Below are 17,612 nucleotides of genomic sequence, written 5' to 3' on the forward strand. Positions count from 1 at the left end.
GGCGGATGGGTGGCGTGAGGCGTGCGGCCGCAGCCGTGCACGCGGGAACCACGCGGCAACACGGCGGCCGGATCGCAGGCACCGGCCCACCGGCCGGCTGACCCACGTCGGCGGGTGGGTCAGCCGGCCGCTCCGGGCGCATCAACTGCCTCGGAAGCCGCCCCGGTTCCCGCTCCGTGCGCCGCCTCGCCGTGCGCCTCTCCGGCGGCCGGCAGGTCCCGCAGCTTGCGCAGCGGGGACAGCAGCAGGGGGATCGGTACGAGCAGGAACCCGACCGCGCACACCCATACGGCGGCCCGTGGACCGGCCGCTCCGGCGATGGAACCGCCGGCCAGCGCGCCGAGCGGCATGGTCCCCCAGACCATGAACCGCAGCGTGGCGTTCATCCGGCCCAGCAGCGCGTCGGGACAGAGCAGTTGCCGGAAGCTCACCTGGGCCACGTTGTAGACGACCGCGCCGAAGAAGACGGCGCCCGAGCCGAGCGCGAACCAGCCGGCGGCGGCCCCGTGCCCGGACAGCGGCCACAGCAGGGCGAACGGTCCGGTGACCAGGGGCGCGAGCCAGATGATGCGGGCCTGCCCCAGCCGCCGGGCCACCGTTCCGGCGCACAGGGCCCCGCTCAGGCCGCCGACGGCGGAGGCGGACAGCATCAGCCCGAGCACGCCGGGCGGCAGGCCCAGTTCGCGGGTCAGGAACACGGTCTGTACGGCGACGAGCATCGCCGAGAAGAAGTTCGCCACCCCGGTCGTCAGCGCGATCATGCGCAGTACAGGGTGCCGCAGTACGAAGGCCAGGCCCTCCTTGACCTGCGCCGACAGCGACACCCCCGGCGTGACCTCGGGCTCCGGCTCCCGGACGCGGATGCCGCGCAGGAACAGGGCGGACGCGAGGTATCCGGCCGCGTTGGCCAGTACGGCCACCGGCGGTCCGAGCAGTTGGACGATGCCGCCGCCCAGTCCGGGCCCGGCCACCTGCGCCGCCGAACGCGCGGTCTCCAGCGCCCCGTTGCCCGCCACCAGCCGGGGGCCCGGCAGTACCCTCGGCAGGTAGCTCTGGTGGGCGACGTCGAAGAACACGGTGGCGACGCCGGTGACGAAGGCCACCACGTACAGCTGGGCCATCGTCAGAGCGTGGCACGCCGCGGCGAGCGGCACACTGCCCATCGCCACCGCGCGCACCACATCCGTACGGATCAGCAGCGGCAGCCGCCGGACCCGGTCCACCCAGGCGCCCGCCGGCAGCCCGATGAGCAGGAACGCGGCGGTCTCGGCCGCGGTGAGCAGGCCCACTTCGAAAGCCGAGGCGTGCAGCCCGACGACAGCCACCAGGGGCAGGGCCACGAGGGCCACTTGGGTGCCTGCCTGGCTGGCCGCGGCCCCGGCGAGCAGCAGCCGGAAGTCGCGATGGCGGAGGAGCCCGTCACCGGCGCGGCTGCCGGAGGCTCGTGAGGTGGTCACATGGCTGACATTTGGTGATGAAGAGGGGGCGGGTCAAAACGACCGTAGGTTTTCCGGACAGCTTGATCCGCATTCCGGACGCTGTACGAATGTTTTGTCGTAAACCGTCCGTTCTCTCCGGTCCACCCTGCCCTGAGGTGACCTGCTACATCCTCACCAAACGTTCACTCGGCGACCATTTTTTCGGCCGTCGAGCGAATGTCCGGTTAGTGCGGCTGGGTGTGTTCAGAAACCGTAAGGACTGCTGACGGACGGGGCGAAATGTGTTACGAGCCGTGAACCCAGCGTGTCCGCGCGCCGCCGGCCTCCGGCTCCGGCACCCGGCGGTCCACCTCCAGGGCCCGGCAGGCCGGCCCCGTGCCGCGCCCGGAACGCCCGCGCCGCCCGCCCGTCCCGGGGTGCACGGTCAGGCCCAGCCGGCACCGGTCCAGGTACTCCGTGATCTGCTCGTCGTCCCACCCGCCCGCCTCCCGCAGCCCTGACGACAGGTGCGCCAGGTAGGCGTCGGTCGGCTGCGTACGCGGGATCTCGCCCGCGCCCCACGGCGCCGTGAAGGTGAGCAGCGGCAGCCCGTCCAGCGTGCCGGGATGCACCAGCGTCTCGTAGCGGCCGGGGCCGAACTGCGCCCGCCCCCGGTCCAGCACTTCGGTCAGATCCAGGTCCGCCGCCGGGTCACGGTGCATCTCCTGTGTGGCGATGTCGGAGAACTGGCCCCGCGTCACCAGGTGGGCGCGGGCCCACACCTCGCCGGGCCCTTCCGGGTCGTAGAACGCCACGCCGCCCGTCCAGTTCAGCGACTCCAGCGCGAAGTACATGGTCCCCGGCAGCACGACCGGCACGGAACGGGCGGGCGGCCTGGGGTCACGGCATCCCGGACACGTCCGCAGGCCGCCCGGCGGGCGCCCGCCCGTCAGGTAGTGGCGCAGCCGTGCGCCGTGCATGTTGGAGCCGTACGACACGTACCAGACGTGCACCGCATCATCCCTTCGCCGACGCGCCGCCCGAGCCGGGCGGCCTCCCGGGCCGAGCCGTATGTCAAGCCGTACATCCGGCCACAAACCGGGTCGTAAGCCATGGTGCGCCCGTCGATACCACAGATCGCCGAGCGAATCCTGCGGTTTGGTAAAGAGATGGAGGTGAGCCCTGTTCACAGAGGGGGGCAGGAGACAGGAACCCCGTGCAGCTCTGTGATCACCGCCGCCTCGCGCGGCGCTTTGTACAGGGGGACCCCACATGAGACGAACAGCAGCGCTCGGCGCCGCCGGCACCCTGGCGGCCGGCACGCTCATGGCCGGAGCGATATCCGCCACGCCCGCAGGTGCGGGCCAGCAGCTCCACCGTGGTTCGGCCGAGGGCCGCGGCGTGCGGGCCGCCGCCCGCGCGGCCGAGCGGGGCATCGACTGGCAGGCCTGTCCCGCCGACTGGGACCTGAAGGTTCCCGTCCAGTGCGGCTACGTGACCGTCCCGGTCGACTACGCCAAGCCCGACGGCCGCACCATCAAGATCGCCGTGGACCGGATCGGCAACACCGGCGGCAAGAGCGAGCGGCAGGGCTCCCTCCTCTACAACCCCGGCGGCCCCGGCGGCTCGGGCATGACGTTCCCGACCCGTGCCACCGGCAAGAACGCGGTGTGGGCGAAGACCGCGAAGGCGTACGACTTCGTCGGTTTCGACCCGCGCGGCGTCGGCCACTCCGCCCCCCCGTCTCCTGCGCCGACCCGCAGGAGTTCGTCAAGGCACCCAAGGCCGACCCGGTGCCGGACAGTGAGGCCGACAAGCGCGCCCGGCGCAGACTGGCCAAGGAGTACGCGCAGGGCTGCGAGGAGCGCGGCGGCGCTCTGCTGCCGCACCTGACGACGCCGAACACGGCCCGGGACCTGGACGTCATCCGGGCCGCTCCCGGCGAGAAGAAGCTCACCTACCTGGGCGTCTTCTACGGCACCTACCTCGGCGCCGTGTACGCCACGCCCTTCCCGGACCATGTCCGCCGGATGCTCGTCGACCCGTCGCGCGAGAAGGTCCGGTACCAGGCCAACCTCGACCAGGACCTCGCCTTCGAGACGCGCTGGAGCGACTGGAAGAAGTGGGCCGCCCGGCACGACGCCGTCTACCACATCGGCACCACCGAGGCCGAGGTCCAGGTGAAGTGGGAGGAGCTGCGCGCCACCGCCAAGAAGGACCCGATCGGTGGCGTCGTCGGTCCGGCCGAGCTGACCGGCTTCTTCCAGAACACGCCCTACTACGACTCCGCGTGGGCCTCGACCGCCCAGGTGTGGAGCGCGTACCTCTCGGGTGACGCGAAGCCGCTGATCCAGAACGCGGGCCCGGGCCTGGACGACAAGGCGGGCAACGCCGCCTCCGAGAACAGCAACGCGGTCTGCACGGCCGTGGAGTGCAGCGACGGCACGTGGCCCGCCGACTGGCGCGAGTGGGACCGGGACAGCACCCGCACCCATGCGAAGGCCCCCTTCATGACCTGGGCCAACGCCTGGACGAACCTGCCCTGCGCGACCTGGCCGGAGCAGCAGCGGACCCCGGTCGAGGCGCGGACCGGCAAGGGCCTGCCCAGCGTCCTGATCGTGCAGAGCACCCGGGACGCGGCGACTCCGTACGGCGGTGCCGTCGAGCTGCACCGGCGTCTCAGGGCTCGCGTCTGATCACCGAGCAGGGGGCCGGCTCCCACGGCGTGTCGCCGGTCTGGTCAACCCCTGCATCAACAACCGGGTCGACACCTACTTCCTGACCGGGAAGACCGACTTCAGGGACGTGACGTGCGCACCGCACGCGGCCCCGGAGCCGGGCACGGCGTAACCGGCCCCGCCGACACTGGTCAGGGGGAATGTGGTGCCGCCCGGGGAAAAGTGGCGCCACACGTGTGCCACCATGGCGTTATGGACCTCACGCCCTACGTCGACAACCTCCGGCACGAGCTCGCGGTGGCCGCGGACGCGGGGGGAGACGAAGCGCGTGCCCTCGCCGAGCGGCTCACCGCGCCGCTGGAGTCGGCCGCCCGCCTCACCCTGCTGAACGCGCTGTCCGCCGCGATGGGGGAGGTCACCCGGGACCTGGCGCCGGGGTCCGTCGACGTACGGCTGCGCGGACTCGATCCCGAGTTCGTGGTGACGGCGCCGCCGGCCCCGCAGCCGTACGAGCAGGACGAGCCCGGGAGCACACCGGGCGGCGCCTGGACCTCCGCGCCGGCCGCCCCTGCCCCAGCCCCCGCCTCCCTCGACGGGGGTGACGGCGGCACGGCGCGGATCAACTTCCGGCTGCCCGCCCACCTCAAGGCCCGGGTCGAGGACGCGGCGGGCCAGGAGGGACTGTCGGTCAACGCCTGGCTCGTACGGGCCGTCGCCTCGGCACTGGAACCCGGCGAGCGAAACCGCCCGTCCGGCCACCAGCGGCACGGGGGCCGGCAGAGTTATACGGGCTGGGTCCGCTGACCGGCACAGGCGGCCGGGGAAGTCAGCGCTGTCGCGCTGACCAGGATCCCCCGTCCCGCATGGAACCGCTCGAAGACGCGCATGGGCAGCGCTGCGGAGTCTGCGTTGTGGGAGTAGCCCGACGGATCGTGGAACCGCACCATCCCGCCCTGGGCCGCATGGATCAGCACCAAGTGCCCTCCCCGGCTCGGTGCACAGGTTCCCGGATCACGGATCTCAGGAGAGACCGACGCGATCAGGACTTGCCCGGGGCGCACCGCTGGGGCGGAGGCGTGAATCGGTGTGTTCTCGACCAGTTGGCAGGTGAATCCGAATTGTGCGCCGACCCAGGCCATGAAGGGCCGGTAGATCAGTCCTCGGACCTTGCCCCGGGGCTCCACCACGTAGCAGCCCCGGTCGAGGGCCAGCGCGACGAGTTCACGCATCGACAGGCGGATGTCCGTCCAGCCATGAAGCAGGGACTGCAAGCAGGCCAGGCCGCAGACTTTGCGGGACCAGAACAGGTACTCCTCGCGCGAGTGGTAGCCGTCGGAGGCCCAGTCGTGCAGGTGCGTCGGATCGGTGCGCCGCAGGAAGACGTCGAGGCCCGAGGGAGCGGCACGCCGCATGACGACCTCGTCGTTGCGGTCCAGGCTGCCCCACTGGGAGACGTACGGGAGCCTTCCGTCATGTGAGGGGAAAGTCGAAATAGACATCTGCATAAGGCTCGCTTTTCAGCGTGTAGTGCCACCACTCGCAGGCGTAGGGGACAAATCCGCAGTTCTCCATGAGGGAGCAGAGGCGCTCGCGGTTTTCCGCTTCGGTGGGTGTTATTCCGCTTGCTCCATGATGGGAGACCGGATCCATGAGGTCGTGGTCGCCGCCCATGCGGACCTTTTCTCCGGTGCCGAGGGCGTAGAGCGTCAAGTCGACGGTACTGCCGCGACTGTGGTGGGACTTGGCGGCCACGTATCCCTTGTCGAAAAGCTCGGACCTGTCGATATTGGGATAGTGGCGCTGCTTGGTTCGGCCGTCCTCCGGCTGTTCTGCCCAGCGTTTGAAGCAGTCGACGGCGCGTTGCGGACGGTATCCGTCCCAGACCAGCAGGCCGAAGCCGAGAGACGCGGCTTCTTCGTGCGCTCGTCCCAGGGCCGTGCACATAGCTCTGGTGCCGACGATCCGGTTGACCAGGTATCCGTCGACCGGCGCTCCGGTGAAGTTGTCCCCGGTGGCGTACTTGGCGTCCCAACGGATGCCGGGGACCAGCTCGTCGAGGTACACGAAGTCGCCGTTCACCGCTTTTCCTGGCGCAGCGTCACGGACACGAGTCGGTCGATCACGTCGGAGAGCGGCAGTCCCGCGGCGGCCATCATCCGGGGATAGCGGCTGTAGGAGGTCATGCCGGGCAGGGTGTTGACTTCGTTGAGCACCACCTGGCCGTCCTCCTTGAGGAACAGGTCCACGCGGGCAAGGCCCTGGCAGCCCAGTGCGCGGTAGATGGTCTTGGCGGTCTCCTGGACGAGCCGGCGCGAAGCTTCGGGGATGTCGGCGGGGACGATGAACGCCGAGTTCTCCGAGCCGGTCTCGGGCGCGTCCTCCTGGTGGATTCTGAAGAATCCGTGTGAGAGGGCTACACGGTCCACCTCGCCCGCGATCGGATCGGCGGGGTCGCCCAGGAGGGCGCAGCCGACCTCGCTGCCGGCCACGGCCTCCTCGATCAGGATCTTCGCGTCGTACTGTCGTGCCGCGTCCAGTGCGCCGGGCAAGGCCTCTTTCCCCGCGACTTTGCTGACTCCGAAGGACGAGCCCGAACGGGCCGGCTTCACGAAGACAGGGTAAGGAAGCCGGTCGGCGTCGACCTTCTCGTTGTCCGCGACCACCCGGAAATCAGGCGTGGCGACACCCGCGCTCCTGGCGACGGTGTAGGTCAAGGATTTGTCCATGCAGAGGGCAGAGCTCTGAACGTCGCAGCCGGCATAGGGGATGCCGGAGAGTTCCAGCAGGCCCTGGAGCACACCGTCTTCGCCGAGTGTGCCGTGCACCACGGGCAGCACGACATCCAGGCGGACCACTTCGAAGCGTTCCCGTTCCAGGACGAGCAGTCCATGGACGCTTCGGTCGGGTGACAGTACGACCGGACGGGCGCTGTCGTTCTCCCAGTCTGCGCCGGGGGCGTCACAGAGCTTCCAGACGCCGGACTGCGTAATGCCGATCCAGTACGGTTCGTAGGTATCGGTGTTGAGGTTCTTCGCGACCTCCTGGGCGGACTTGACGGAGACGGGGTGTTCTTCGGAAGAGCCCCCGAAGATGACGCCGACCTTCAACCGGTCCATGTTTTCCCGCTTTCGAAGTCGAGGCAGTTGACGAGGCTGTGGGTGACGGTGTCCCGCAGCGCGTGGTCGGTGTAGTAGGCCGTGTGCGGGCTGATGAACACATTCGGCAGCTCTTGCAGTCGCAACAGCGAGTGGTGGTCGAGGGGCTTGTTCCGGCAGTCGGTGTAGAAGATGCCTTCCTCGCCGTCGAGGACGTCCAGCGCCGCGCCGCCCAAACGGCCGCTCTCCAACGCCGGAAGAAGGGCTTCGGTGTCGATGAGTGGCCCGCGTCCGGTGTTGACGACGAACGCGTCAGGTTTCATCTGCCCGATACGCCGGCGATCGAGGAGATGGTGTGTTTCTGCGGTGAGCGGGGTGTGGAGCGTGACGATGTCGCTGTGCCGGAGCAGCTCGTCGAGCGGCACGTGATCGGCGCCGGTCCCGGGGCGGTTGTCGCAGGCCAGCACGCGACAGCCGAAGCCCTGCAACCGATCGATGACCGCTGAGCCGATACGCCCCGTGCCGACCACTCCGACCGTCAGATCGCGCAGCTCTTTGCCGCGTGTCTCACTCAGCCGGTAGTCATGGGCATCGGCACGGCGGAGAGTGGCCTTCGCGTGACGCACGGCCATCAGCATCAGCATCAGCGTGTAGTCGGCAACGCTGTCGGGCGAATACGCCACGTTTCCGACGGAGATACCGATGCTCTGCGCGTAGCTCACGTCGATGTGGTCGCGGCCGACGCTTCGTGTGGAGAGATACTCCACCCCGGCGCGGCCCAGCGCCGTGAGGGTGGCACGGGTGACGCGCGTCTTGTGGCCGATGCTGACGCACCGGTTCCCGGCGGCCAGAACGCTGTTGGCTTCGCAGACCGCTGCCTTCGTGATGGTCGGCACCACACCCAGGCGAGGCGCCATTTCCCGGAAGAGACGGGCCTCGTCCGGCTCGCACCCGTAGACCGTGATTCCCGTGGTCGAATCAGCCCGTGAGGGTGGCACCGGCGCTCGGGTGCGGCACGCCGCCGCTCGTGTGGGTCCGCTGGAATTCATGCCCGTCAGTCAAGAGAGCATGGTGTTGCCGACGCGTATGCGTTTTTCGATACGCCGACGATATGGTGCCGGCCGCTGCCGCGCAGGGCGATGTCCGCCTTGATCGTCACGGGCGGGTCCCGGCCCGAGGGGATGCTGCCGGGGCGCCTGCGCTACCCGGTGCCGTGTCGCCTTCGCAGCTCCGGCCGCCCCGAAGCGGCGCTCGGGCGGGCCGGCGACGCCGCGGGCGAACCGGGGGCTCAACCTGTCGGGTGCTCCGGCCGGTCCCACGGACGAAGCCGACGCGGCCGACCGACCGCCGCCACGCTCGCGCGGGGTGGTGGCGGGCACCATATCGTCGGCGTATCGAAAACTGCATACGCGCCGGCAACACCGCGCTTACTTGACTGAAGGACATGAGTTTCAGCGAACCGGCCTGTGCCGTCCTCTGCCTTGTCAGCCCGCCTGCGCCCGCCCTCACCACGACGGGCCGGTCACTGCTGCGCAGCGCCGCTCCTTGCGCGGTCGAGGCGTGATCCCCCTCAGCCTCGGCGAGCTCGCCGCAGTGGTCGGCGGGCGGGTCGAGGGCGACGGCGCCGTGACGGTGAGCGCGCCGGCCGTGCTCGACGGCCGGCGGGCCGAGCCGGGTGGTCTCTTCGTGGCCTTCACCGGCGAGCACGTCGACGGCCACGACTTCGCCGTCCAGGCCGGCCGGGCCGGCGCGGTGGCCGTGCTCGGCTCCCGGCCCACGGCGCTGCCGACCGTCGTCGTCGAGGACGCCGAGGCCGCGTTGCAGGCGCTCGCCGCCCACGTCGTGGCACGGCTGCGGGAGGGGCTGACCGTCCTCGCGGTGACCGGGTCCCGCGGCAAGACCAGCACCAAGGACCTGCTGGCGGCCGTGCTGTCGAGCGCCGCGCCGACGATCGCGACGACCGGCTCGCTCAACAACGAGCTCGGCGTGCCGCTGACCATGCTCCGATGCACCGAGGCCACCCGCTTCCTCGTCCTGGAGATGGGAGTGCGCCGCATCGGCGACATCGCCGAGCTCACCAGCCTGGTCGCGCCCGATGTCGGGGTCGTCCTCAACGTCGGCCAGGCCCACCTCTGCCATCTCAAGTCGCGCGCGGCGATCGCCCGGGCCAAGGGGGAGCTGGTGCAGGGTCTGGCGCCCGGCGGCACCGCGGTTCTGGGCGCCGACGATCCGCGGGTGGCCGCGATGCGCTCGCTCACCGACCGAGCGGTGCTGACCTTCGGCCGGGCCGAACACGCCGACGTCCGCATCCTCGACGTGGTGCTGGACCGGCTCGCCCGGCCGTCCTTCACCCTGCGGACCGCCGCCGCCCGGGCCACGGTCGCGCTGCCGCTCGTTGGCGCTCACCAGGCGCTCAACGCCTCGGCTGCCGCTGCGGCGGGGCTGGCGGCCGGCGTCCGTCTCGATGCTGCCGCGGCGGCGCTGCCCACCGTCTCGCTGTCGAAGTGGCGCTTGGAGCTGCGTGACCTCGCCGGCGGCGCGACGCTGCTCGACGATTCCTTCAACGCCGATCCCGACTCGGCCCGAGCCGCCCTGGACGCGCTGGCGGCCATCGAGGGCAAACGCCGCATCGCCGTCCTCGGCCAGATGCTCGAACTTGGCGACGGCAGTGAGGCCGAGCACCGCGCCGTCGGGGCGTACGCCGCTGCCCGGGCCGACGTGGTGCTCGCGGTCGGCGCCCGGTCGCTCGCCGACGGTGCCGGGCCGCGGGCGGTGGCGCTGGCCGACAACGCCGCGGCCGTCCAGTGGCTGCGCGGCCGGCTCACGGTCGGCGACGTCGTGCTCGTCAAGGCCTCCCGCGGGGCGCGCCTGGACGAGGTCGCCGCCGCGCTCGCCTGCGGGCCTCCCGACGGGTCGGCGGACCGGCTCATGGACGACAGGTAGGAGCGGTTGTGGCTTTTCGGGTACGGACCATCACGACGGACGATCATGCCGCGTTCAACGCGTCGCAACCTGCGGTGAGTTTCCTGCAGACCCCGGCCTGGGCGTCGGTGAAGAGCGAGTGGGTATCGGAGTCTCTGGGCTGGTTCGACGACCGCGGTCGGCTGGTCGGCGCGGGCCTGGTGCTGTATCGGCGGCTACCCGGGGCCAAGGCGTCGCTGGCGTACCTGCCCGAGGGGCCGGTGATCGACTGGGCCTCGGATGATCTGGCCGGCTGGCTCGGCCCGTTGGTGGAGCACCTCAAGCGCTCCGGTGCCTTCGCCATCCGCATCGGGACGACGGTGGCGGCCCGCACCTGGAGCGCGGCGACGGTCAAGGCCGCGATGGCCGACCCGGGGGCCACCAGGCTCAGCGAGGTGCCGCCGGACACGGTCAACGACATTGCTGTCCGGGCGCGCGTCCAGCTACGGCGGCTGGGCTGGCGCCCGCCGAAGGAGGACGACGGGTTCTCCGCCGGGCAGCCGCGCCGGGTCTTCCAGGTGCTGTTGGCCGGCAAGGACGAGCAGCAACTGCTCCAGGGGATGAACCAGATGTGGCGGCGCAACATCAAGAAGGCCGACAAGGCGGGCGTCGTGGTGACCCAGGGCGGTGTCGGGGACCTGCCCGACTTCTACCGGGTCTACCTCGAAACCGCTAAGCGTGATCACTTCATCCCGCGGCCGTTCGGTTACTTCCCGGTCATGTTCGAGGCGCTGCTGGCCGAGGACAAGGACCGGATCCGGCTCTACCTGGCCCATCACGAGGGTGATCTCGTGGCCGCCACCATCTGGATCCGGGTCGGAGAACACGCCTGGTACAGCTACGGCGCCTCGGCCACGGCCAAGCGGGAGGTGCGCGGGTCGAACGCCGTGCAGTGGAAGATGGCCACCGACGCGCTGGCTGCCGGGTGCACGGTCTACAACCTGCGCGGTATCACCGACACGGTGGACGAGAACGACCCGCACCTGGGCCTGATCCAGTTCAAGGTCGGTACCGGCGGCGAAGCCGTGGAGTATCTCGGTGAATGGGATCTGCCGCTCAATCGCCTGCTGTACAAGGCCTTCGACGTCTACATGTCCCGTCGGGGCTGAGGCAGCCTGCCGGTGGCGGGCCTCGGTGGGTGCGAGGTGACGGGGCAGGAAGCGGCCACGCGCGTCGTTCGGGAGCGTGCCGGCCGGTTGCACGGGGGCTCAACGCTCCGCAGGCCGGTCGACGGCCGTATCGGGCCGCTCGTTCGCCTCGCCCCTGGAGCCGGCCGGCCGCCGGATCCCGCGTGGTCGCTCCGGCCGTGAGCGGGCAGCGGGGTGGCCCGGTGCGGTGCGGGCGTTGGCCGGGCCCGTCCGGTCTGGTGGTGTGTGCGCCGGCGCGGCGGGGAGCCGCACCGTGACGCGGAGCCCGCCGGCGGGGCGGGGGGCCAGGGTGAGGGTTCCGTCGTGGGCCTGGGTGATGCTGTTGACGATGGCCAGGCCGAGGCCGACGCCGGCGTGGCCGGTGTGCAGGCGTTCGGTGCCGCGCTGGAACGGCTCGGTGAGGGTCGAGACCGACTGTGCGGTGAGCTGCTCGCCGGTGTTCTCGACGGTGAGCGCCACAGTGTCCGGGCGGGCGCTGGTGGTCACCCATACGGTGCCCGCTTCCGGCAGGTTGTGGCCGATCGCGTTGTGCACCAGGTTCGTGGTCAGTTGCAGCAGGAGGGCCGGTGAGCCGAGGGTGGTGCTCGTCCCGCCGGAGGTTTCGAGGGTGACGCCGTGCTGTTCTGCCAGGGGCAGGAGCGTTTCCGTGGCTTCTTCTGCCATGAGGGACAGATCGACGCGTTCTCTGGTGAAGGACCGCTGGTTGGCGCGGCTGAGCAACAGCAGTGCTTCAGTGAGGTCGATGGCGCGGGTGTTGACCACGCGCAGGCGCTCGACCAGCTCACTGGTGTCGCGGTCGGGGTCGTTGCGGGCCACGTCGAGAAGCGCCTGGGTGACCGCCAGCGGGGTGCGCAGTTCGTGGGAGGCGTTGGCCGCGAAGCGCTGCTGCTGGGCGACGTGGGCTTCGAGCTGGGCGAGCATGGTGTCGAAGGAGTCGGCGAGTTCGCGGAATTCGTCTCGGCGGCCCGGCAGGCGGATCCGGTGGGAGAGCGGTCCGTTCGCCACCTTGCGGGTGACGTCGGTGATGCGGATCAGCGGGGTGAGCATCCGGCCGGCCAGGATCCACCCGCCCACGAGACCGAACACCAGCAGGAACGCCAGCACCAGGATGCCCGCCGGGACGAAGACGACGGGACCGAAATTGCTGGGGTCGAAGACGCGCAGGAAGTCGGACGGTTCGGGGATCTTCGGGCTTGTCGAGCGTCCTCGCAGGAGGAAGGCCCACACGGCGGCGAGCAGCAAGGCGCCCGCGATCACGAGGAACCCGGCGTAGCTGAGGGTGAGCTTGAGGCGCACGCTGAGCCCTTGACGCCTATCCACGCCGCGCTGCCCGTCCCTCGGCGTCTGCTCCGGTGTCGATGCGGTAACCGACGCCGGGCACGGTGGCGATCAGCCAGGGCTCACCGAGGCGTTTGCGCAGGGCCGAGACCGTGATACGCACGGCGTTGGTGAACGGGTCGGCGTTCTCGTCCCACGCCCGCTCCAGCAGCTCTTCCGCGCTGACCACCCCGCCTTCGGCGGCGGCGAGGACTTCGAGCACGGCGAACTGCTTGCGGGTCAGAGCGATGTAGCGGCCCTCGCGGTAGACCTCGCGGCGGAAGGGATCCACGCGCAGGCCCGCGAGCTCGCGCACCGGCGGCCTGCTGTGGGCGCGTCGGCGGTCGAGTGCTCTGAGCCTCAGCACGAGTTCTCGCATGTCGAAGGGTTTGGTGAGGTAGTCGTCGGCGCCGAGTTCGAACCCGCTGGCCTTGTCCTCCAGCCGGTCGGCCGCGGTCAGCATGAGGATCGGCATGCCGCCGCCGCAGGCGACGATGTGCCGGGCGATCTCGTCACCGGTCGGTCCGGGGACGTCCCGGTCCAGGACGGCGATGGCGTAGGCGTTGGTGCTCAGCAGTTCCAGGGCGGTATCACCGTCTCCGGCGATGTCGGCCGCGATGGCTTCCAGGCGCAGCCCGTCGCGGATGGCCGCGGCCATGTAGGGCTCGTCCTCGACGACTAACACACGCATGGACAGATCCTACGAGCCGGGGCATATCGCCGGTGTATCGAAAAGCGGATACGCGCCGGCAACACACCGCCCTCTTGTCTGGGGGCATGAACGAACCTCACGTCATCCCCACCGGGCCCCGGGACCGGGTGTTCGCCGTCCTGGCGGTGGTGCTCGCCGTGCTCCTGCTGCCCGTTGCGTTCGTCTGCCGTCCCGGCCGCGCCCGCGAGCTGGCCTGCTGCTGGGCGTTGGGGTTGCGGTTTCCTGCCGAGGACCTCAGCGGGCTCACCGACGGTGCCAGGACGGCGTTCAACGCGGCACGCACTGAGGCGCTGTGGCGCCACGGGCAGCTCATCGGCCTCACCTCGGGATACCGCGACCCTTTCGTGCAGCAGCGGTTGTTCGACGCGGAGGTGCGGCGCGTCGGCTCGCCTGCCGCGGCCCGGAGACTGGTGCTGCCGCCGGCGGAATCCAGGCACGTCAAGGGCACCGCGCTGGATGTGCGCCCGTTCGAAGGCGCGCGCTGGCTGGAGGAGCGCGGTGCCCGCTACGGCCTCTATCGCATCTACGACAACGAGTGGTGGCATTTTGAGTACCACCCGCACACCGGAGTGCCGTCAACGCCCCAGGAGATCCGTGATGCTGTGCACGCGCGTTGACGGGGGCAGAAGGCCGGGCGCCTGAAAGGGCGTCTCCGGGGCGTGCGGGGCCGTGCCTTCGTCGGACGCGAGGAAGAGCTTGCCACCTTCGACGAGGCCCTGTGCGCAGGCGGCGGTGCGCTCTTCGCTCAGAGCTCGGGAGCTGACGAAGGGCGCCTCACGGTCCTCAAACGCCAGGAGAGGAGGTCGGCCGACAGCGCCGGGACGCCGTTGCTCTGTCGACACGTCGCCCTCTCGGAAGCGGACCAGGTCGTCCTCGCTGTCCCGGGATCGGGAGCGGACAGCAAGGAGCCACCGGCCTCCATCCGACCTCACCGTCAGGTGAACCGTCGCACCGGCTCAGGCGCCGGCAAGGGGACTGTCTCAAGATCTTTGACAGTCCAGACCGACTCGGCGCCACCGACCCGCCAGACCGTCGTCCACCGGCCGGCCCCCTCAGCCAGCCGCAGACAGCCCCGCGTCCCGTCGCTGACGGCGTACGGCGAGACCGTCTGGTCCGGTCCGCACGTATCCGACGTCACCACAGCCGGGCTTTGGACACCGTTCATGCCGACAGCACATCGACAGGTCGACCGGCGGTCGACGTCACAGCGGCTTTCCGTTGTCGGCCCCAGGGCGCCGAACGTGTGTTCTCGTCGCTGCTATATGCTCCCGCTGCCACACGCGATCATTTTGGCCCCAGCCGTGACACCACTGACGCCGGGCCGCGCGGTGCGTCGGTCAGATCACGTCAACCAACTGGGGGGCCAGTGCAGATACCCGTGCAGACGACCGCGAAGACCGCATCGGTGCTGGGGGCGGCCGGACTCGCGCTGCTCACCGCCATGGCGCCCGGTGCCCATGCCGGGCCGGTCGCGCCGCAGCCGCACACGCAGCACACCGAAGCCGAGACAGCGGCGATGGCTCCGGAGAAGCAGGAGAGACTGCTCGCGCCGCTCCGCGCCCTGGCGGACGCTGTGGAACGTGTGGGTTCGGGCGGCAAGGCGGCGGACATTTACGCGGGAGTACGCATCGACGCGCCTCGCGGCACCGTGCAGGTCCAACTGACCGATCTTTCCCGGGCCGCCGCATTCCGCGCAGCCGTATCGGCGGCGGACCGCCGCGCCGACGCCGGAAAACTCGTCGCGGTGCAGGCGAGCCACACCCGCCGGGCGCTGCACGAGGCGCGCGACCGGCTGTTCGCCCGGGAGAAGGCCGGCGAACTGCCCTACACCATCCGCACGGTGGCTGTCGCGGCCGATGCGTCGTCCTTGGAAATAGCCGTGGACAACCCCGATGCGGCGGCCAAGGCGGAGGCGATGGCGCGTCGGCATCCGGGCGCGCGCAGTGCCGCACCGGCGCACGATGTGCCTCTCGTCTTCAAACAGGGGCAGCGCATATCCTCCGCCGCGAAAACCTGGGCCGACGTGAAGTGGAAGGACGGTACGCCGTTCATCGCGGGGGATGTGCTGACCGACGGCGGGCAGTACTGCTCGGCGGGCCTGCCGGCCGTACGTAAGAAGGACAACAAACCCGTCATGGTGACGGCCGCCCACTGTTTCGCCAACGGCACCAAGATATACACCGGTTCCGGCACCGCTCCCGCGTTCGGCAGATTCTACGACGGGCTCAACGGGCTGACGGGCAACTACACCGGTACGGTGAACGGCATGGCGACCGGCTGGGACGCCGAACTGCTCATCGGGGCCGACAACAACGCCGATGTGAGCGAGACGACCAGTTACCGGCCCCTCACCAGCGTCGCCTATTCGCACAACGGCGACTTCGTCTGCCACAACGGCGCCGCCTCGTTCTTCATGAAGCGGGAAACCGTCTGCGGTATCAAGGTCACTCACGACGACATCACCTACAAGCTGGACACCGGCTGGAAGGTCCGGGGCGTCGAAGGAACCAGGCTGCCGGGCAAACCGTGGGCCGCCGCGCACGGAGACAGCGGCGCCCTGGTGTTCACCCCGAAAGGCTCCGTCCGCCAGGCGCGCGGGATTGTCTCGGCGCTGTCGGGGTCGTACCAGACCAACGCGGGCAACTATCTGTACTGGACCGAGGCGACGGACATCCTCAACCACTTCGGTTTGAAGCTCAATCCGAAGACCTGACACCCCGGTCGGGGCGCAGGCGCCGGCCGAGACCGCGTGGCGCCTGCTGCTGCGCCTTCGCCTCGTTCGCGTACATGTCCACGTACTCCTGCCCGGAGAGCCGCAGAATCTCGTACATGATCTCGTCGGTGACGGCGCGCAGCGCGGCGTGCTCGCCGTCCAGCCCGGCGAACCGTCCGAATTCCAGGGGCTTGCCGAAACGGATCGTGATGCGCATCGCGCGCGGCAGCCGCCGCCCGGTGGGCTGCGCCTCGAACGTGCCGATCATCGCGCACGGCACCACCGGCACCTGGGCCCTGATCGCCATTGCCGCCACGCCCGTGCGGCCCTTGTACAGCCGGCCGTCGTGCGACCGCGTCCCCTCCGGATAGATTCCCAGCACCCTGCCTTTTCGCAGCACCGCCAGCCCGGATTTCAAGGCGGCCTGCGCCGCCTTTCCGCCGGAGCGGTCCACCGGAATCTGCCCGATGCCCCGGAAGAACGCGGCCGTCAACCGGCCCCGCAGCCCAGGGCCGGTGAAATACTCGGCCTTCGCCAGAAAAGTGACCCGGCGCGGCACGATCACCGGCATCACGAAGTGGTCCGAGAACGACAAATGATTTCCCGCGATGATGGCCGCCCCGGCCGGCGGCACATTGTCCAGCCCTTCCACATGCGGCCGGAAGAGCAGTCTCAGCAACGGCCCCAGAAACACATACTTGAGAACCTGGTAGAACACAGGGCTTCCCCCTCACGCTCCGGAACCGGCTCGCCGTCGTCGCTTGGTTGCATTGTTTTCGCAGGTCAGGCGAGGTGCGAGAAGGAATAGTGTAAGTGCGGACACGGGCAGTCCGTAACCACCCGTCCGGGTCCGGACATGACCGAAGAAGATCATTTTGGCGGACAGTCGGATGATCGATGATCTTCTGGCCGATATCCGCCACCTGGCCATGTGTACGCACTGCGTGGCCGCGCGGTGACGGACGGTCCTGTTATCCGATCGTTCCGTCACAGGTATTCACCTCATACCCGGCAATCGGCCGACTGGCGGTATCGTCCCGGAAAGCGGCTGATGCCGTCCGTCTTCCGGACATGCGGGGCGGGTGGCGCTCTTCACAGGGGGGAACCGGGTTGCGAACGCCTCGCGCACGTCGTCACGCACGTCTCACGCCGACCGCCACGCGGCGCCCGGCGGGCCGCTGCGGAGCGCCGCGGTGCCGCGCGGGCGGGCGTGTGCCCGGGGTGCCGTCCCACCCGGCGGCTCCGTACCGTCCGGAGGGGGCTGGTCCACCCGTAACCAGCTGTTCTGACCTTGTGACCTTTTGACCGGGTGCGCCCGACGCGGCGGTCGACCTGCGCACGGGCCGCTCGCGTCCGTGCGCGGCGCCCTTTCGGCACGGCCCTCGCGTCCGCCCCTTCGGTGAGGCGTCCACGCGGCCCCGGGGATCTGTTTACTTCAGAGATGGTGTTCTGTGACTGAGATATCTGTAGTTGTCATCGTCTACAACGATGCCGAGCGGTTGCCTGCTGCGGTGCAGTCGGTGCTGGATCAGTCGTTCGGTGATGTTGAGGTGGTGATTGTCGATGACTG

At 70.0% G+C, this 17,612-nt stretch carries 15 protein-coding genes and 1 pseudogene; 7 read left to right on the forward strand and 9 right to left on the reverse strand.

The features are described from left to right. Positions 1-119 precede the first annotated feature (119 nt). Complete coding sequence (locus tag ACZ4QV_RS36600) at positions 120-1,457, reverse strand: MFS transporter (protein WP_361591076.1); 1,338 nt, start codon at positions 1,455-1,457, stop codon at positions 120-122. 266 nt (positions 1,458-1,723) lie between these two features. Next, entirely contained in the window at positions 1,724-2,431 is a 708-nt protein-coding gene (locus tag ACZ4QV_RS36605) for a histone deacetylase (RefSeq protein ID WP_467764039.1), read from the reverse strand. Positions 2,432-2,690: 259 nt separating this feature from the next. Between ACZ4QV_RS36605 and ACZ4QV_RS36610 the strand changes: the two are divergent. After that, positions 2,691-4,268: pseudogene (locus tag ACZ4QV_RS36610) on the forward strand (alpha/beta hydrolase). Positions 4,269-4,348: 80 nt separating this feature from the next. Next, on the forward strand, positions 4,349-4,900 hold the full coding sequence (locus tag ACZ4QV_RS36615) for a hypothetical protein (protein WP_361158617.1): 552 nt from the start codon (positions 4,349-4,351) through the stop codon (positions 4,898-4,900). Here the strand turns inward: ACZ4QV_RS36615 and ACZ4QV_RS36620 are convergent. Genes ACZ4QV_RS36620 through ACZ4QV_RS36635 form a run of 4 tightly spaced genes read right to left on the reverse strand, consistent with a single transcriptional unit; the run spans position 4,879 to position 8,240 of the window. After that, entirely contained in the window at positions 4,879-5,595 is a 717-nt protein-coding gene (locus tag ACZ4QV_RS36620) for a hypothetical protein (protein ID WP_361158614.1), read from the reverse strand. The two genes, ACZ4QV_RS36615 and ACZ4QV_RS36620, sit on opposite strands and share 22 nt — an antisense overlap. Then, complete coding sequence (gene vanX, locus ACZ4QV_RS36625; RefSeq protein ID WP_361591070.1) at positions 5,567-6,175, reverse strand: D-Ala-D-Ala dipeptidase VanX; 609 nt, start codon at positions 6,173-6,175, stop codon at positions 5,567-5,569. The genes ACZ4QV_RS36620 and vanX overlap by 29 nt, the downstream gene beginning before the upstream one ends. Continuing rightward, positions 6,172-7,212: a D-alanine--(R)-lactate ligase gene (gene vanA, locus ACZ4QV_RS36630; protein WP_361591068.1), complete on the reverse strand. Its 1,041-nt coding sequence runs from the start codon at positions 7,210-7,212 to the stop codon at positions 6,172-6,174. The genes vanX and vanA overlap by 4 nt, the downstream gene beginning before the upstream one ends. After that, complete coding sequence (locus ACZ4QV_RS36635; protein WP_361591066.1) at positions 7,200-8,240, reverse strand: D-isomer specific 2-hydroxyacid dehydrogenase family protein; 1,041 nt, start codon at positions 8,238-8,240, stop codon at positions 7,200-7,202. Before ACZ4QV_RS36635 ends, vanA begins: the two co-directional genes overlap by 13 nt. 511 nt (positions 8,241-8,751) lie before the next feature. On the opposite strand from ACZ4QV_RS36635, the gene ACZ4QV_RS36640 reads away from it, so the two are divergent. Both ACZ4QV_RS36640 and ACZ4QV_RS36645 read left to right on the forward strand, forming a co-directional pair. Continuing rightward, on the forward strand, positions 8,752-10,134 hold the full coding sequence (locus ACZ4QV_RS36640) for a UDP-N-acetylmuramoyl-tripeptide--D-alanyl-D-alanine ligase (RefSeq protein WP_361158602.1): 1,383 nt from the start codon (positions 8,752-8,754) through the stop codon (positions 10,132-10,134). A gap of 8 nt (positions 10,135-10,142) precedes the next feature. After that, complete coding sequence (locus ACZ4QV_RS36645; RefSeq protein WP_361591064.1) at positions 10,143-11,261, forward strand: lipid II:glycine glycyltransferase FemX; 1,119 nt, start codon at positions 10,143-10,145, stop codon at positions 11,259-11,261. Between the two features lie 99 nt (positions 11,262-11,360). On the opposite strand, the gene ACZ4QV_RS36650 is transcribed toward ACZ4QV_RS36645, so the two are convergent. Beyond that, a complete protein-coding gene (locus tag ACZ4QV_RS36650) occupies positions 11,361-12,620 on the reverse strand; it encodes a sensor histidine kinase (RefSeq protein ID WP_361591062.1) in 1,260 nt (419 codons plus the stop codon). Further along, a complete protein-coding gene (locus ACZ4QV_RS36655) occupies positions 12,613-13,308 on the reverse strand; it encodes a response regulator transcription factor (protein ID WP_361158593.1) in 696 nt (231 codons plus the stop codon). Before ACZ4QV_RS36655 ends, ACZ4QV_RS36650 begins: the two co-directional genes overlap by 8 nt. 86 nt (positions 13,309-13,394) lie before the next feature. On the opposite strand from ACZ4QV_RS36655, the gene vanY-N reads away from it, so the two are divergent. After that, positions 13,395-13,946: a D,D-peptidase/D,D-carboxypeptidase VanY-N gene (gene vanY-N / locus ACZ4QV_RS36660; RefSeq protein ID WP_361158590.1), complete on the forward strand. Its 552-nt coding sequence runs from the start codon at positions 13,395-13,397 to the stop codon at positions 13,944-13,946. Between the two features lie 626 nt (positions 13,947-14,572). After that, positions 14,573-16,042 carry a chymotrypsin family serine protease gene (locus ACZ4QV_RS36665; RefSeq protein WP_361591059.1) on the forward strand — a complete coding sequence of 490 codons (1,470 nt, stop codon included), beginning with the start codon at positions 14,573-14,575 and terminating at the stop codon, positions 16,040-16,042. Here the strand turns inward: ACZ4QV_RS36665 and ACZ4QV_RS36670 are convergent. After that, on the reverse strand, positions 16,026-16,760 hold the full coding sequence (locus ACZ4QV_RS36670; RefSeq protein ID WP_361158584.1) for a lysophospholipid acyltransferase family protein: 735 nt from the start codon (positions 16,758-16,760) through the stop codon (positions 16,026-16,028). The two genes, ACZ4QV_RS36665 and ACZ4QV_RS36670, sit on opposite strands and share 17 nt — an antisense overlap. A gap of 733 nt (positions 16,761-17,493) precedes the next feature. Here ACZ4QV_RS36670 and ACZ4QV_RS36675 point away from each other — a divergent pair. Continuing rightward, the coding region (locus ACZ4QV_RS36675) for a glycosyltransferase (RefSeq protein ID WP_361158823.1) at positions 17,494-17,612 on the forward strand (119 nt) is incomplete at its 3' end.

This window comes from Streptomyces sp. NPDC026394, from assembly GCF_055567735.1.

Excerpts from the sequence above, each read along its gene's own strand:
- ACZ4QV_RS36635 (WP_361591066.1), bottom strand. The coding sequence starts at position 8,240 with ATGAATTCCAGCGGACCCACACGAGCGGCGGCGTGCCGCACCCGAGCG.
- vanA (WP_361591068.1), bottom strand. The coding sequence starts at position 7,212 with ATGGACCGGTTGAAGGTCGGCGTCATCTTCGGGGGCTCTTCCGAAGAA.
- vanY-N (WP_361158590.1), top strand. The coding sequence starts at position 13,395 with ATGAACGAACCTCACGTCATCCCCACCGGGCCCCGGGACCGGGTGTTC.
- ACZ4QV_RS36615 (WP_361158617.1), top strand. The coding sequence starts at position 4,349 with ATGGACCTCACGCCCTACGTCGACAACCTCCGGCACGAGCTCGCGGTG.
- ACZ4QV_RS36620 (WP_361158614.1), bottom strand. The coding sequence starts at position 5,595 with ATGTCTATTTCGACTTTCCCCTCACATGACGGAAGGCTCCCGTACGTC.
- ACZ4QV_RS36655 (WP_361158593.1), bottom strand. The coding sequence starts at position 13,308 with ATGCGTGTGTTAGTCGTCGAGGACGAGCCCTACATGGCCGCGGCCATC.